Origin of the sequence: Streptomyces flavofungini (assembly GCF_014650815.1) — a bacterium.
Lineage (GTDB): Bacteria > Actinomycetota > Actinomycetes > Streptomycetales > Streptomycetaceae > Streptomyces > Streptomyces flavofungini.
Genome location: NZ_BMVR01000013.1, coordinates 97,866 through 111,666, shown reverse-complemented (window position 1 = coordinate 111,666; position 13,801 = coordinate 97,866). Strand labels below are relative to the sequence as shown.

Annotated in this window: 13 protein-coding genes; 8 read left to right on the top strand and 5 right to left on the bottom strand. The window is 73.3% G+C overall.

Going from position 1 to position 13,801, the window contains the following annotated elements; all coding sequences use genetic code 11:
* Window positions 1-36: 36 nt before the first annotated feature.
* Window positions 37-429 carry a YidH family protein gene (locus IE274_RS29720; RefSeq protein ID WP_190119007.1) on the bottom strand — a complete coding sequence of 131 codons (393 nt, stop codon included), beginning with the start codon at window positions 427-429 and terminating at the stop codon, window positions 37-39.
* 60 nt (window positions 430-489) lie between these two features.
* A complete protein-coding gene (locus tag IE274_RS29715) occupies window positions 490-1,023 on the bottom strand; it encodes an NUDIX hydrolase (protein WP_190119006.1) in 534 nt (177 codons plus the stop codon).
* Between the two features lie 195 nt (window positions 1,024-1,218).
* On the opposite strand from IE274_RS29715, the gene IE274_RS29710 reads away from it, so the two are divergent.
* From IE274_RS29710 to IE274_RS29690, 5 genes are all read left to right on the top strand, one after another.
* A complete protein-coding gene (locus IE274_RS29710) occupies window positions 1,219-2,874 on the top strand; it encodes an FAD-binding dehydrogenase (RefSeq protein ID WP_190119005.1) in 1,656 nt (551 codons plus the stop codon).
* Window positions 2,875-3,073: 199 nt separating this feature from the next.
* Window positions 3,074-4,069, top strand: coding sequence for a hypothetical protein (locus IE274_RS29705; RefSeq protein WP_190119004.1), 996 nt, complete (start codon window positions 3,074-3,076; stop codon window positions 4,067-4,069).
* 111 nt (window positions 4,070-4,180) lie between these two features.
* Window positions 4,181-5,785 carry an APC family permease gene (locus IE274_RS29700; RefSeq protein WP_190119124.1) on the top strand — a complete coding sequence of 535 codons (1,605 nt, stop codon included), beginning with the start codon at window positions 4,181-4,183 and terminating at the stop codon, window positions 5,783-5,785.
* 201 nt (window positions 5,786-5,986) lie between these two features.
* Window positions 5,987-6,676 carry a molybdopterin-dependent oxidoreductase gene (locus tag IE274_RS29695; RefSeq protein WP_229909903.1) on the top strand — a complete coding sequence of 230 codons (690 nt, stop codon included), beginning with the start codon at window positions 5,987-5,989 and terminating at the stop codon, window positions 6,674-6,676.
* On the top strand, window positions 6,660-7,271 hold the full coding sequence (locus tag IE274_RS29690) for a cytochrome b/b6 domain-containing protein (RefSeq protein WP_190119002.1): 612 nt from the start codon (window positions 6,660-6,662) through the stop codon (window positions 7,269-7,271). Before IE274_RS29695 ends, IE274_RS29690 begins: the two co-directional genes overlap by 17 nt.
* 219 nt (window positions 7,272-7,490) lie before the next feature.
* Here IE274_RS29690 and IE274_RS29685 read toward each other — a convergent pair whose 3' ends face one another.
* Window positions 7,491-8,897 (bottom strand): GntT/GntP/DsdX family permease, encoded by a 1,407-nt coding sequence (locus IE274_RS29685; RefSeq protein ID WP_190119001.1) that lies wholly within the window; start codon window positions 8,895-8,897, stop codon window positions 7,491-7,493.
* Window positions 8,898-8,978: 81 nt separating this feature from the next.
* Complete coding sequence (locus tag IE274_RS29680) at window positions 8,979-9,488, bottom strand: gluconokinase (protein WP_190119000.1); 510 nt, start codon at window positions 9,486-9,488, stop codon at window positions 8,979-8,981.
* Window positions 9,489-9,625: 137 nt separating this feature from the next.
* Here IE274_RS29680 and IE274_RS29675 point away from each other — a divergent pair, with 137 nt between their 5' ends.
* The 3 genes from IE274_RS29675 to IE274_RS29665 all read left to right on the top strand — a co-directional run bounded on the left by IE274_RS29675 (window position 9,626) and on the right by IE274_RS29665 (window position 12,127).
* Window positions 9,626-10,342 (top strand): FadR/GntR family transcriptional regulator, encoded by a 717-nt coding sequence (locus IE274_RS29675; protein ID WP_190118999.1) that lies wholly within the window; start codon window positions 9,626-9,628, stop codon window positions 10,340-10,342.
* 130 nt (window positions 10,343-10,472) lie between these two features.
* A complete protein-coding gene (locus IE274_RS29670) occupies window positions 10,473-11,687 on the top strand; it encodes a low temperature requirement protein A (RefSeq protein ID WP_190118998.1) in 1,215 nt (404 codons plus the stop codon).
* Between the two features lie 35 nt (window positions 11,688-11,722).
* On the top strand, window positions 11,723-12,127 hold the full coding sequence (locus IE274_RS29665) for a YchJ family protein (RefSeq protein WP_190118997.1): 405 nt from the start codon (window positions 11,723-11,725) through the stop codon (window positions 12,125-12,127).
* Between the two features lie 19 nt (window positions 12,128-12,146).
* On the opposite strand, the gene IE274_RS29660 is transcribed toward IE274_RS29665, so the two are convergent.
* Window positions 12,147-13,421, bottom strand: coding sequence for a lipase family protein (locus IE274_RS29660; RefSeq protein WP_190118996.1), 1,275 nt, complete (start codon window positions 13,419-13,421; stop codon window positions 12,147-12,149).
* Between the last annotated feature and the right edge of the window lie 380 nt (window positions 13,422-13,801).

Here is a 13,801-nt window from a genome sequence, read left to right as displayed (position 1 = left end):
TCCCCGCCGCCTCGTTCCCCGCGGCCCCGCGGCCCGTCACCCCTCCCACCCGAACACCACGACCACCACCATGGCCACCGCGACCACCGCCACCACCACGCCCAGCAGCGCCGGGAAGCGGGACGCGGGCAGGTCATCGCCGCGGCGCATGGCCCGCTCGCAGCGCACCCAGTGGTTGACCGCGCGCAGCGAGCACAGCACCCCGGCGGCGAGCAGCGCGATCGCGAGGCCCACGCGCACGCCCCAGCGCAGGTCGGGCAGGAACTGGTCCACGGCGAAGCCGCCGCCGATCAGGGCGAGCGCGGTGCGCAGCCAGGCCAGGAAGGTGCGCTCGTTGGCGAGGGAGAAGCGGTAGTCGGGGGTGTCGCCGTCCTGCCGGACGCGCTCGGGGGAGAACCACAGCCGCAGGCTCTGTACGAAGGTGCTCACCGTTGCACGCTAGCTCGCCCCGGGCGGCTGCCGCCCGCCGGGCCGCCCGGCCGCGCTGGGCTACCCGGCGGCCCGGAACGCCCGCAGCCGCTCGTACCCCTCCAGGCCGTCCGGCACCCAGTCCCACTCGCCCGCGCGCCGGGCCAGCTCCTCGTCGGTGAGGAAGTCGTGCCAGGCCACCTCCTCGACCTGCGGGCTGACCGGGGTCGTGCAGCGCACCTCGTACACGGCCGACCACCAGGTGCGCCCGGCGCCGTCGTCGTACAGGAACTTGAACAGGGGCACGGGGCGGGGGAGTCCGCTCACGCCCAGCTCCTCCTCGGCCTCGCGCAGCGCCGCGTCGTCGTACGACTCGCCCGCCGCGACGACGCCGCCGACGAACATGTCGTACCGGGAGGGGAAGACCAGCTTGGTCGAGGTGCGCCGATGCACGAACACGCGCCCCTGGGCGTCCCGGACCTCGATGAACACACACCGGTGCCGCAGCCCGTGCCCGTACACCTCACCCCGCGGCGCCGCCCCCACGACGTTGTCGTCCAGGTCGACGACGGCCACCACCTCGTCCGCCGGATCGGCGGCCTCATCCGTACTCATCCCGCCATCCAACCCCACGCCCCGAGGGCCCCGCCCTCGCCCCCCCCGCCGGTGGGATGGGGGAAGGTCCCGCGGGGACGAGCCACCTTCCCCACCCCCAAACGGTTGACTCCACCCCCCGCCGAACCCAGGATCTGACTCACCGGTAACCGCCCCGCACCCCCCCACCGGCCGACGATCCAGAGGAGCCCCCCCATGGCCTACGACGCAGACGTCATCGTGATCGGCGCGGGCCTCGCCGGCCTCACGGCGACCGCCGAACTCGTCGACGCGGGCCGCAGGGTGATCCTCGTCGACCAGGAGCCGGAGCAGAGCCTGGGCGGCCAGGCCCACTGGTCGTTCGGCGGCCTGTTCTTCGTGGACTCGCCGGAGCAGCGCCGGATGAGGGTCAAGGACCACCGGGAACTCGCGCTGCAGGACTGGCTGGGCACGGCGGCCTTCGACCGCGAGGAGGACCACTGGCCCCGCAAGTGGGCGGAGGCGTACGTCGACTTCGCGGCGGGCGAGAAGCGCCCCTGGCTGCACGCCCAGGGCGTCCGCTTCTTCCCGGTGGTCGGCTGGGCCGAACGCGGCGGCTACGACGCCCAGGGCCACGGCAACTCCGTACCCCGCTTCCACATCACGTGGGGCACGGGCCCCGGCCTCCTCGCCCCGTTCGTGCGCCGCGTCCACGAGGGCGCGGCCCGCGGCCTGGTGCAGTTCAAGTTCCGCCACCGGGTGACGGGCCTGTCGCGCACGGGCGGCGTCGTCGACACGGTGAGCGGCGAGATCCTGGAGCCGTCGGGCGTGGAGCGGGGCAAGGCGAGCAGCCGCGAGGTGACGGGCTCGTTCGAGTTCCGGGCCCAGGCGGTGATCGTCACGTCGGGCGGCATCGGCGGCAACCACGACCTCGTACGCGCCCAGTGGCCGAAGCGCCTCGGCTCCCCGCCGGAGAAGATGATCTCGGGGGTGCCCGCGCACGTGGACGGCCTGATGCTCGGCATCGCCGAGGGCGCGGGCGCGCACCTGATCAACCGGGACCGCATGTGGCACTACACCGAGGGCATCGAGAACTGGAACCCGATCTGGGACAAGCACGGCATCCGCATCCTGCCGGGCCCGTCCTCGCTGTGGCTGGACGCCCGCGGCAACCGGCTCCCCGTACCGCTGTTCCCCGGCTTCGACACGCTCGGCACGCTCGACCACATCATGCACACCGGGTACGACTACACGTGGTTCGTGCTCAACCAGCGCATCATCGGCAAGGAGTTCACGCTCTCCGGGTCGGAGCAGAACCCCGACCTGACGGGCAAGTCGGTGCGCGGCGTGATCGACCGGGCGCGCGCGGACATGCCGGGTCCGGTCAAGGCGTTCATGGACCACGGTGTGGACTTCGTCGTGGAGCGCGACCTCGGCGCGCTCGTGCGGGGCATGAACGCCCTCACCAAGGAACCCCTCATCGACGAGGCCGCGCTGCACCGCACCCTCGCTGCGCGCGACCGCGAGATCGTCAACCCGTTCTCCAAGGACCTGCAGGTCAACGCCATTCGTGGCGCGCGTAAATTCGTCGGCGACCGGCTCATCAGGACCGTCGCGCCGCACGCGATCCTGGACCCCAAGGCCGGTCCGCTGATCGCCGTGCGCCTGAACATCCTCACCCGCAAGACGTTGGGCGGCCTGGAGACCGACCTGGCCTCGCGCGTGCTCCAGGAGGGCGGCGACCCGCTGCCGGGCGTGTACGCGGCCGGGGAGGCCGCCGGGTTCGGCGGCGGGGGAGTGCACGGCTACCGCTCGCTGGAGGGGACGTTCCTCGGCGGATGCCTGTTCTCGGGGCGCGCGGCGGGGCGGGCGGCCAGCAAGGCGGTCGGCTGACGGGCACCCGAGTCGGGAGGGCGGGGGCAAGTCGGTCGGGGGCGTCAGGTCGGTCGCGCGGCGTCAAGTCGGTCGGGGGCGTCAGGTCGGTCGGCCCGAAGCAGGGTTGGGGCGGGTGGGGTAAGGGGTCGCGCACGGGTGGGGCGGTAACGAGGCCTTGACGCGGAGTGGCGCATACCGGTTGGCTGTGTGTGATCACATGCTCGCCCAACGCGTCGGGGAGGACCCCGCGGTGTCTCCACCTCCGCCCCCTCCGCTCGGCCGCTCCCGCAAGAAGGCCGCGCACGCCTTCGACGCCGCCCTCGACGACGCCGAACTCGCCGCCGCCCGCGCCGCCCTGGCCCAGGGCCGCTGGACCGAGGTGCGCGCGCTGCTCGCCGCCACCGGCGACGACTGGGACCGCAGGGGCCACCGCTTCGACGTCCTCGGGCGCGAGTCCAGCACCGCGGCCTGGGCCCGCGACTGGCGGCTCGCCGAACCGGAGAGCGCCGACGCCGTCGCCCTGCTCGCCTTCGCCGCCGTGCACCGCGCGCTGCGCGGCAAGGAGCGCTCCGAGAAGGCCCGCGCCGCCTGCCGCGAGGCCGCGGCGCTCGTCCCCGCCGACCCCACGCCGTGGCTCGCGCTGCTGATCCTGGAGCGCACGCTCGGCCACGAGGAGGACGTCGTACGCCTTTTCGACGAGGTCCGCCACCGGCACCCCGACCACCACCACGCCCACCATCTGATGGTCGCGCGGCTCGCCGAACGGCGGCCCGGCGCGGGCCAGGACCCGCTGCACGAGGTGTACGACTTCGCGTCCTGGGCCGCCGAACAGGCCCCCGACCACTCGCCGTTGTCGGTGCTCCCGGTCGTCGCGCACGCCGAGCGCTACCGCGTGCTCGCCACCACGGGCAGCGAGAACAAGGACCCGGTCGCCTCCGGGCACTGGACGAGCCGCCGCGCCCGGCAGGTGATGAAGGCGTCCTTCGACTGGTGGCTGGAGTGGGAGATGCCGCACGAGTCGGTGCACCCGCGCGCCTTCGTCGACCTCAACTTCCTGGCCCACGCCACGTTCTGCGAGGGCCGGGCGGCCGAGTCCGCGGCCCTGTTCCAGCGCATCGGCCGGTACCCGACCGAGGTCCCCTGGTCGTACCCGGACCGTGATCCGCACCAGGCCTACTTCGCCGCGCGCGCCACGGCACTCGGCACGGCCTGACCCCGTACCGGCGCGACTCCGCACCACGGGCACGTGAAACGCACGACGCACCACCTGTCACGCGAGACGCACGACCAACGGCCCACTACGGGCGGAAAGGACAACCGCGCCATGGCGACGGGCAGTTCGAGCACGAGTGCAACGAGCGCGACCAGTGCGGGCGGAACCGGCACCGGATCCCGCGGCAGATCCATCCCGCCCCAGGGCGGCATCAGCACCTACATGGGCCAGGACCGGGCCCTGCGCGCCGGGCGCCTCGGCACCGCGGGCCTGCTCCTGTCCGTGCTCGCCGCCACCGGTCCGCTCATGGTCGTCGCAGGTGTCATGCCCACGACGTTCGGCGTGATGGGCGTGGTGGGCCAGCCCCTGCTCTTCCTGATACTCGGCGTCGTCCTCGCCCTGTTCAGCTTCGGCTACGCGGAGATGAGCCGGCACGTCCACAACGCCGGTGCCTTCTACGCCTACATCTCCCGCGGCCTCGGCGGCACCACGGGCGCGGGCGCCTCCGTCGTCGCCCTCGTGGCCTACAGCGCCCTGCAGGTGGGCCTGTACGGCCTGCTCGGCTTCGAGGTGTCCGGGCTGCTCGACAAGCACTTCGACGTCACCGTCTCCTGGTGGATCCCCGCGCTCGTCACCGTCGCGCTCGTCGGCGCCCTCGGCTGGCTGAAGATCGACCTCAACGCGCGCGTGCTCGGCGTCCTGCTGCTCATCGAGGTGGCGCTCGTCGTCGTCTTCGACGTCGCCGCCATCTCCGACCCGGCGAAGGAGGGCCTGTCGATGCACGCGTTCAACCCCGACACCCTCACCGGCGCGGGCGTCGCCACCTCGCTGTGCTTCTGCATAGCGGCCTTCACCGGCTTCGAGCAGGCGCCCGTGTACGCGGAGGAGACGAGCCGTCCCCAAGTCGTCGTCGCCCGCGTGATGTTCTTTGCTGTCGGCTTCGTCGCCGTCTTCTTCGCCCTCAGCTCCTGGGCCCTCACCGTCGCCGCCGGGCCCTCCGGCATCGTGCCCGCAGCCCAGGAGCAGAGCGCGGGCCTGCTGTTCGGCCTCACCGAGTCCCGCCTCGGCGGCACCTTCACCGACGTCCTGCACGTCCTGTTCGTGACCGGCATGTTCGCCGCCATACTGAGCTTCCACAACGTCGTCGCCCGCTACGCCTTCGCCATGGGCCGCGAAGGCCTGCTGCCCGCCACGTTCGGCCGCACCAACAGCACCAGCGGCGCGCCGGGCACGGGCTCGCTGCTCCAGACGGTGATCTCCGTCGTCGTCGTGATCGCCTTCGCGATCTCCGACGACGCCCCGGCGGGCGACCCCACCGCCCCCGTCTTGCGCCTGTTCACCTGGGGCGGCAACGTGGGCGCCCTCGGCGTCCTGCTCCTGATGGCCACCGCGTCCGTGGCCGTCATCGTCTTCTTCGTCCGGCGCGGCGCCGCGGGCGCCCAGGCCTGGCGCATCGCCGCGTCGGCACTCGCCGCGGTCGCGCTGCTCGTCATCGCGGGCTACACCGTCAAGGACTTCGACGTCCTCGTCGGCGCGGGTCCCGACTCCTCGCTGAGCTGGGTCCTGCCCGGCATCATCGGCGTCGCGGCGATCGTCGGCCTCGCCTACGGCGCGTACCTCAAGTCGTCCCGCCCGGCGGCGCACGCCCGCATCGGCCTGGGCAACGAGGCGTTCCAGCTGGAGAAGGCGGCGGGCGACGCGGGGCGCGAGGACTGAGCGCTCCGCCCCGGCCGCCGCCAAGTATGACGAACCGCTGACGGACACCCGCGGACCCTGGCCCCCGGGGCCCGCGGGTGCTCGAATCGAAGGGTGACCACCGAACACGGGGACGCCGCCCACGCGGGGGACCCGGCCGCAGGGCGTGCCCCCGCCGACGACCGCGGCCCGGCCCGCCAACCCGAAGCGGACGGCGCCCCCGTGGGCCGTCGTCTCGTCCTCGGCACCCTCGCCCTCGGCGCCCTGGGCGTGGCCGCCGCACCCCCGCTGCAACGCGGCCTCGAAGCGTTCCTCGGTGCCGCGTCCGACAAGGACCCCACCGGCCTCACCCAGCTCCTGCCCAACGGCGGCGGCTTCCGCTACTACTCGGTCGCCGCCTCCGTACCCCGCAAGGACACCTCCTCGTACCGCCTCACGGTGACCGGCCTCGTCGACCGCCCCGCCACGTACACCCTCGCCGAGCTGCGCGCGCAGCCGCAGACCCGGCTCGTGCGGGACGTGCAGTGCGTGACCGGCTGGCGGGTCCCCGACACGCCCTTCGAGGGGGTCCGGCTCGCCCGGCTCCTCGACGCCGCCGGGGTCCGGCCGGACGCCCGCGCCGTCCGCTTCACCTGCTTCGACGGGACGTACAGCGAGAGCCTCACCCTCCAACAGGCCCGCCGGAGCGACGTGCTGGTGGCCCTGCGCATGCAGGACAAGGACCTGAGCCACACCCACGGCGGGCCCGCCCGCCTGTACGTCGCCCCCATGTACTTCTACAAATCCGCGAAATGGCTCTCCGGCATCGAACTCACCGCCCGGGTCGAGCCCGGCTACTGGGAACTCAAGGGGTACGACGTGGACGCCTGGGTCGGCCGGTCCAACGGGCGCAGCGATGACCCGACCGCCTGAGGCCGCGCGGGTGCGGCGCTTCAGCCTCGGGGAGCGGTGGGTGCATCGGGGCACGGCCTGGCTGATGGTCGTGTGCGTGCTCAGTGCGGCCTGCCTGTACGTGCCCCAGCTCGCCGAACTCGTCGGGCGGCGGGCCCTCGTGGTGGACGTCCACAAGTGGTCCGGGGTGCTGCTGCCCGTCCCCTTCCTGGCCGGACTCGCCTCCCGGGCCTTCCGCGCGGACCTGCGGCTCCTCAACCGCTACGGTGCGCACGACCGGCGGTGGCTGTCCGCCGTCCGCCGCCGCGATCCGCGGCCCGCGGCCCGCTGGGCGGGGAAGTTCAACGCCGGGCAGAAGGTGTATGCCGCGTGGGTCGGCGGGGCGGTGCTCGTGATGCTCGGTACGGGGCTCGTGATGTGGCGGACGGAACTCTTCCCGCTGCTCTGGCGCACCAGCTCCACGTTCGTCCACGACTGGCTCGCCCTCACCCTCGGCCTCGTCCTCCTCGGCCACATCGCCCTGGCCCTGCGCGACCCGGAGGCCCGCCGCGGCATGCGGACCGGGTCGGTGGACCCGGAGTGGGCGGACCGGGAGCACCCGCTGTGGCGCAGGTAGGGCGGCCTTGCCGGGGCGCCCCAATCCCGCCCCTTCCCGTAACTGGGGCTCCGCCCCAGACCCCGCTCCTCAAACGCCGGAGGGGCTGGATATGCAGCCGCACATCATCTAGCCCGTCCGGCGTTTGAGGACGAGGCGCGGAGCGCCGATCAGCGGGGGGCCGGGGGCGCAGCCCCCGGTTTCGGGAAGGGGCGGGACTGGGGAATGCCCCGCAGGGCCCTACAACACCAGCGACAGCAGCAGCACAAACCCCAGCGCCACCACAGAAATGATCGTCTCCATCACGGACCACGTCTTGATGGTCTGGCCGACGTCCAGGCCGAAGTACTCCTTCACCAGCCAGAACCCCGCATCGTTCACATGACTGAAGAACAACGACCCGGCCCCAATGGCCAGCACCAGCAACGCGGCATGCGAGGTGGACATGTCCGCGGCCAGCGGAGCCACGAGCCCGGCGGCTGAAATCGTGGCGACGGTCGCGGACCCGGTGGCGAGCCGGATCGCGACGGCGATGAGCCAGGCGAGAAGGAGCGCCGGAATCGACCAGTCCTCGGAGAAGTCGAGGATCATCTGCCCGACGCCCACGTCGATGAGGGTCTGCTTGAAGCCGCCACCGGCCCCGACGATCATCAGCACCCCGGCGATGGGGGCGAGGGACTTCTCGACGGTCGAGGACAGCCGGTCCTTGGTGAAGCCCGCGGCCCGCCCGAGGGTGAACATCCCGACGAGCACAGCGGCGAGCAACGCGATCAGCGGCGACCCGACGACGTCGAAGACACGCTGGACGGTCGCGTCGGGATCGTCGACGACGATGTCGACGAGGGCCTTGGCCAGCATCATGACGACGGGCAGCAGCACGGTGGCGACGGTGACGCCGAACCCGGGCCGCCGCTCCAGGTCTTCGGAGGGCCGCTGCGGAATCATCTTCTCGGGCGGGGCCACGTCGACCCAGCGGGCGGCGACCTTGGAGAACAGCGGCCCGGCGATGATGACGGTGGGGATGGCGACGAGCACGCCGAGCGCGAGCGTCACGCCGAGGTTGGCCTTGACGGCGTCGATGGCGACGAGCGGCCCGGGGTGCGGCGGGATGAGGCCGTGCATCACGGAGAGCCCGGCGAGCGCGGGGATGCCGATGCGCATCAGGGAGTAGTTGCCGCGCTTGGCGACCATCAGGACGACGGGGATCAGCAGCACGATGCCGACCTCGAAGAACAGCGGAAGCCCGATGACGGAGGCGATGAGGACCATCGCCCAGGGCATGGCGCGCCCGCCGGACTTCCCGGCCTTGGCGAGGATCGTGTCGACGATCTGGTCGGCGCCGCCGGAGTCGGCGAGGAGCTTGCCGAGGATCGCGCCGAGCGCGATGAGGACGCCGACGCCCGCGACGGTGGCCCCGAGCCCGGTGGTGAAGCTGGCGATCGCCTTGTCGAGCGGGGCGCCCGCGAAGGCGCCGAGGGCGAGGGAGCCGATGGTCAGCGCCAGAAAGGCGTGGACCTTGAACTTCGTGATGAGCAGAACGATGACGGCGATGCCCGCGAGAACGGCGATCCCGAGCTGGGCGTGGCCCGCCGAGGTGATCGGTTCGACGGGGTCCGCTGCCAGCATCTCGACGCTGAGACTGGTCACGGTGGGTTCCTTGTACGTGGACGTGAGGAGGGGGTCGTACGGGGGAGGGGAAGGGGGCCGGGGGACAGGGGGAGCGGCCGGTCAGCGGTCGCGCGCGGCCAGCGCCGCGGCGGCCCGGTCGGCGATCTCCGCCGGCGTGCCCGCGACGTCGACGTCGACGCCCGCCTCGTCCGGCCCGAGCGGCTGGAGCGTGGCGAACTGCGAGTCGAGCAGCGCGGTCGGCATGAAGTGGCCCGTGCGCTGGCTCATCCGGTCCTCGATGAGGGCGCGGTCACCGGTGAGGTGGACGAAGAGGAGGCCGGGCGCGGCGGCCCGCAGCCGGTCGCGGTAGGACCGCTTCAGGGCCGAGCTGCTCACCACGCCGCCGAGGCCGGCGCGGCCGTGGGCCCACTCGCCGATGGCATCCAGCCACGGCCAGCGGTCGTCGTCGGTCAGCGGGGTGCCGGCCGACATCTTGGCGATGTTCGCCTCGGGGTGGAAGTCGTCGCCCTCGGCGTAGGGGACGCCGAGCCGGGCCGCGAGCAGGGGCCCGACGGTGGTCTTGCCGGTGCCCGCTACGCCCATGACCACGACGACGTGGGTGGTGCTCATCGCTGTTGCTGCCTCGCTGTCCTCGTCGACATCGATCGGTTCACGCCACTGAAACCCATTAGATCAGACGAATTCAAGAGGCTGTGCTGTAAAAGTCTGACTTTTTGAGTAAGCGCGTCCCCTCGTACGCTGACGTCATGACCGCACAGGCCCGGGGGCTGCACGCTCGCGTACTGGACAGCCTCGGGCCCGCCATCACCGCGGGCGCGTACCCACCCGGCAGCGTCCTGCGCACGGACGAACTCGCACAGCGCTTCGAGGTGTCACGCTCGGTGATGCGGGAGGTGGTGCGGGTCCTGGAGTCCATGCACCTGGTCGCCTCGCGCCGCCGCGTCGGTGTGACCGTGCGGCCCACCGAGGAGTGGAACGTCTACGACCCGCAGGTCATCCGCTGGCGCCTCGCGGGCGCCGACCGCCCGCGCCAGCTGCGCTCCCTGACCGTCCTGCGCTCGGCCGTCGAGCCGGTCGCCGCGGGCCTGGCAGCCCGGAACGCGACCGCCGAGCAGTGCGCGGCCCTCACCGAGTGCGCCCTCGGCATGGTCGCCACCTCGCGCGGCCGTCGCCTCGAGGAGTACCTGGTGCACGACATCGCCTTCCACCGCGTCGTCCTGGACGCCTCCGGCAACGAGATGTTCGCCCGGCTCGGTGACGTCGTCGCCGAGATCCTCGCGGGCCGCACCCACCACGACGTGATGTTCGAGGACCCCGACCCGGCAGCCGTGACCCTGCACGTGCGCGTGGCCGAGGCGGTCCGGGAGGGCGACGCGGACCGTGCCGAGGCCCTGACCCGCGAGATCGCCGAGGGCGCCCTGCGGGAGCTGGACATCCTGGCCCCGCCGCCCTCCGCGCGCTGACCCCCGGCCGCCCCGGACCTGCCGCGGACCCCTGCCACCCCGCGCCGCGCCCCGTCCGACCTGCGCCCCGCCGCCCACTGGGCGATCCTGACCGGAGTACCGCAGGGGGGCCGGAGAAGGGCGCGCCGAGATGAGCGACGACACCCCCGCGGGCCTGGGCCACGGCCGGACCGTCAAGCCGCTCGTGCGGATGCGGGCGCGCCGCCCCGACGAGAAGCACCGCGCCGCCACCCCGCTGGAGCTGCTCTTCGACCTGTGCTTCGTGGTGGCCGCGGGCCAGGCCGGGGCCCGCCTCGTGCACGCGCTCGCCGAGGGCGACACCGGGCACGGCGTCACCGGCTATCTGCTCGTCTTCTTCGCGATCTGGTGGGCGTGGGTGAACTTCACCTGGTTCGCCTCCGCGTACGACACCGACGACGTGCCGTACCGGCTCGCCACCCTCGTACAGATGGCGGGCGTCCTTGTCCTCGCGGCCGGGATCCCGCGGGCCTTCGACGAAGGTGACTACAAGGTCGCGATCACCGGCTACGTGATCATGCGGGTGGCGCTCGCCGCGCAGTGGCTGCGGGCGGCCCGGGGCGAGCGCGGGGCGGGGCGCACGGCCGCGCTGCGCTACGCGGCCGGGTTCGTGCTGGTGCAGGCGGGCTGGGTGGTCCTCGTCCTGCTGCCGCACGGGGCCTGGGCCTGGGGTGTCGGACCGCTGATCGTGGCCGAGATCGCGGTGCCCGCGTTCGCCGAGCACAGCCGTCGCACGCCCTGGCACCCGCACCACATCGCCGAGCGCTACGGCCTGTTCACCATCATCATGCTGGGTGAGTCCGTCGCCGCCGCCACGGTGGCCGTGCGCTCCGCGCTCGACGACTCGACTGCCCTCGACGAACTCCTGCCGATCGCCGCCGGCGGCCTCGTCATCGTGTTCGCGGCGTTCTGGATCTACTTCGCGGTGCCCATCCACGCCTACCTCGTCTCGTCCCGGCAGGCGTTCGCCTGGGGCCTCGGCCACTATGTGATCCTCGGCTCCGCCGCCGCGATCGGCGCGGGCATCGAGGTCGCCGTGGAACAGGCCACGCACCACGCGCACCTCTCCACCCTCGCGGCCTCCTGCGCGGTCACCGTGCCCACCGCGCTGTTCCTGCTCAGCACCTGGGCCGCGCACTCCCGCCACTTCAAGACCGGCATCGCCCAGCAACTGGTCCTGCCCGCCACCGCCCTCCTCGTCCTCGCCGCGAGCTTCGCCGGGCACTGGGCCGTCCCCCTCGCCGCCCTGGTGACGGCCTGCGCGGTGGCCGCCGGCCTGTGGCTCGCCCGGCCGAAGGCGCCGGTGGCGCGGGCCGACACCGGGTGAGAGCCACCGCCGGGGCCGAGGGGACAATGGACGGCATGTCCCGACGCACGCCCACGCGCCCCGCGCCCTGCCCCTGCGGGCACCCCCTGCCGTACGAGAAGTGCTGCGGCCGACTGCACCGGGGCGAGGCCGCCGCCGCGAACCCCGAGGAGCTGATGCGGTCCCGCTACAGCGCCTTCGCCCGGCGCGACGAGGCGTATCTGCTGCGCACCTGGCACCCCCGGACCCGGCCGCCGCGCGTCGAGTTCGACCCGGCGATGCGCTGGACGGGCCTCGCCATCGAGGAGACGGCCGACGGCACGGCGTTCCACGCCACGGGCACCGTCACCTTCCGCGCCCGCTATACCGACGGCGGCCGCCCGGACTCCCTGCACGAGCGCAGCCGCTTCGAGCGGGTCGACGGGGCGTGGGTGTACGTGGACGGCGACTTCATCGACTGACCCCTCCCGCCGGGGCGCGTCAGCGCACGTCCCCGTACTCGCTCAGGACCCCCGCCGGGGCCAGCGCGTTGACGTAGTGCCCCGGCCCGTGGTCGTCGAAGGAGTACGCGAACGGGACCGTGCGCGTCAGCGCGAGACGCGCGGCGAAGAACGCGAGCGGCGCGACGACGGCGAGCCCGGCGAGGGTGTCCATCTGCGGGTAGTGCAGGCCCGGTTCGTGGACCTCGTGCCAGCCGGACTCCGGGGCGTACCGCAGCGGCGCGAGCACCCGTTCCGCCGCCCGCACGGCGTGCTCCGGCAGGCTCCGCAGCGGCGCGCGCAGCAGCCGCCCCGGCAGCGCCGCCGCCTCCACGCCCGCGTTCCCGAGGGCGGCGAGCGCGCCGTCGAGGGGGGAGCGCGCCGTGCGGTAGTGGAACTCCCGGCCGAACGGCGCGTACGGGCCGACCGGGCGCGGCGGCAGCGCGGGCACCACGTCCCGGTCGTAGATGTACCGCAGCAGCCGGTCCCGCAGTACGTGCACCCCGCGCCCGTCCACGGCCGTGCGGCACGCCCGCGCCAGGTCGGGGCCGCCGAGCATCGGCTGGCCGAAGGTGTAGACGGCGCGCAGCTTCTCCGCGACGGCGCGGTAGCGCGGCTCGTGGGCGAGGACCACGCCCATCAGCGCGGCCGTCGCACCGCCCAGGCTGTGCCCGGTGACGTACAGCGCCTGCATGCCCTCACCGCGTACGCCCTGCTCGTCCGGGTTGACCGACTCGCCGCGCAGCGCCCGCTCCAGGGCGCCCATGACCAGGTGCCGGGTCGCGCGCATCGTGCGGTAGAAGCCCGCGTGCACCTGGTGCCTGCGCCCGTCGAACTCCACCGACAGCGTCTCGGGCCGCACATCGGCGTCGGTGAGGATGCTGATGATGTCCTCGGGCTGGGTGCCGCGGTAGCAGAGGATCACCACCCGCCGGTCCTCGTCCTGCACGAGGTACGCGGCCGACGCGATGTACAGCGCGTCCACGCGCAGCTCGAACACCCGGCAGCGGTTCCGCTCCAGGCCGAGGCGCGCCATCATCGTGGCGACGGTGTCCGGCGCCCCGCGCTGCGCGAATCCGGCATAGGCGTACGCCGAGCAGGTCGCGAGGACGTGCGGGATCACCCCGTCCGGATCCGGCTGCTCGGCGCCGTCGACCAGGCGCTCCACCAGGTCCGGGTAGACCGGGAAGCCGGTGCTTTCGGGGCCCTTGTCCACGGCCTGCTTGAACGGCCGCAGCTCGGCGAAGTCCGGGCCCACGACGTACTCGTCCCGCATGGCGTCCCCCGTAACAGGCGGTGGCGGCAACGGACTTGTGAGCACACCACCGGAGCGCGCACACCGTCAACGCGGGCGCGCGTCCCGCCCCGCGACCCGTCGGGACCCGGCCACCGGGGCGCCCCGCGCGTGGGGTTGCTGGAGAAGGAGACGCGCACGGGACGAACCACCGCCGGGCCGCGGGGCCCCGGCCGCGCCCCTGACGGGCCCAAACGCCGCCGCCCGCGTGCCAGTTCGAGGTCGGAGCGGGCCCTGGCACATAGGCGGGATCGGCCGCTGCGGTCCGTCCGGCCCCGCCAGTAGCGTCGACGCCTCTGCGATGTACGCCCGCACCTCGCGTGCTCGTGGTCTTCCGTTCCCCGCGCCGTCGCCCGCCCTGT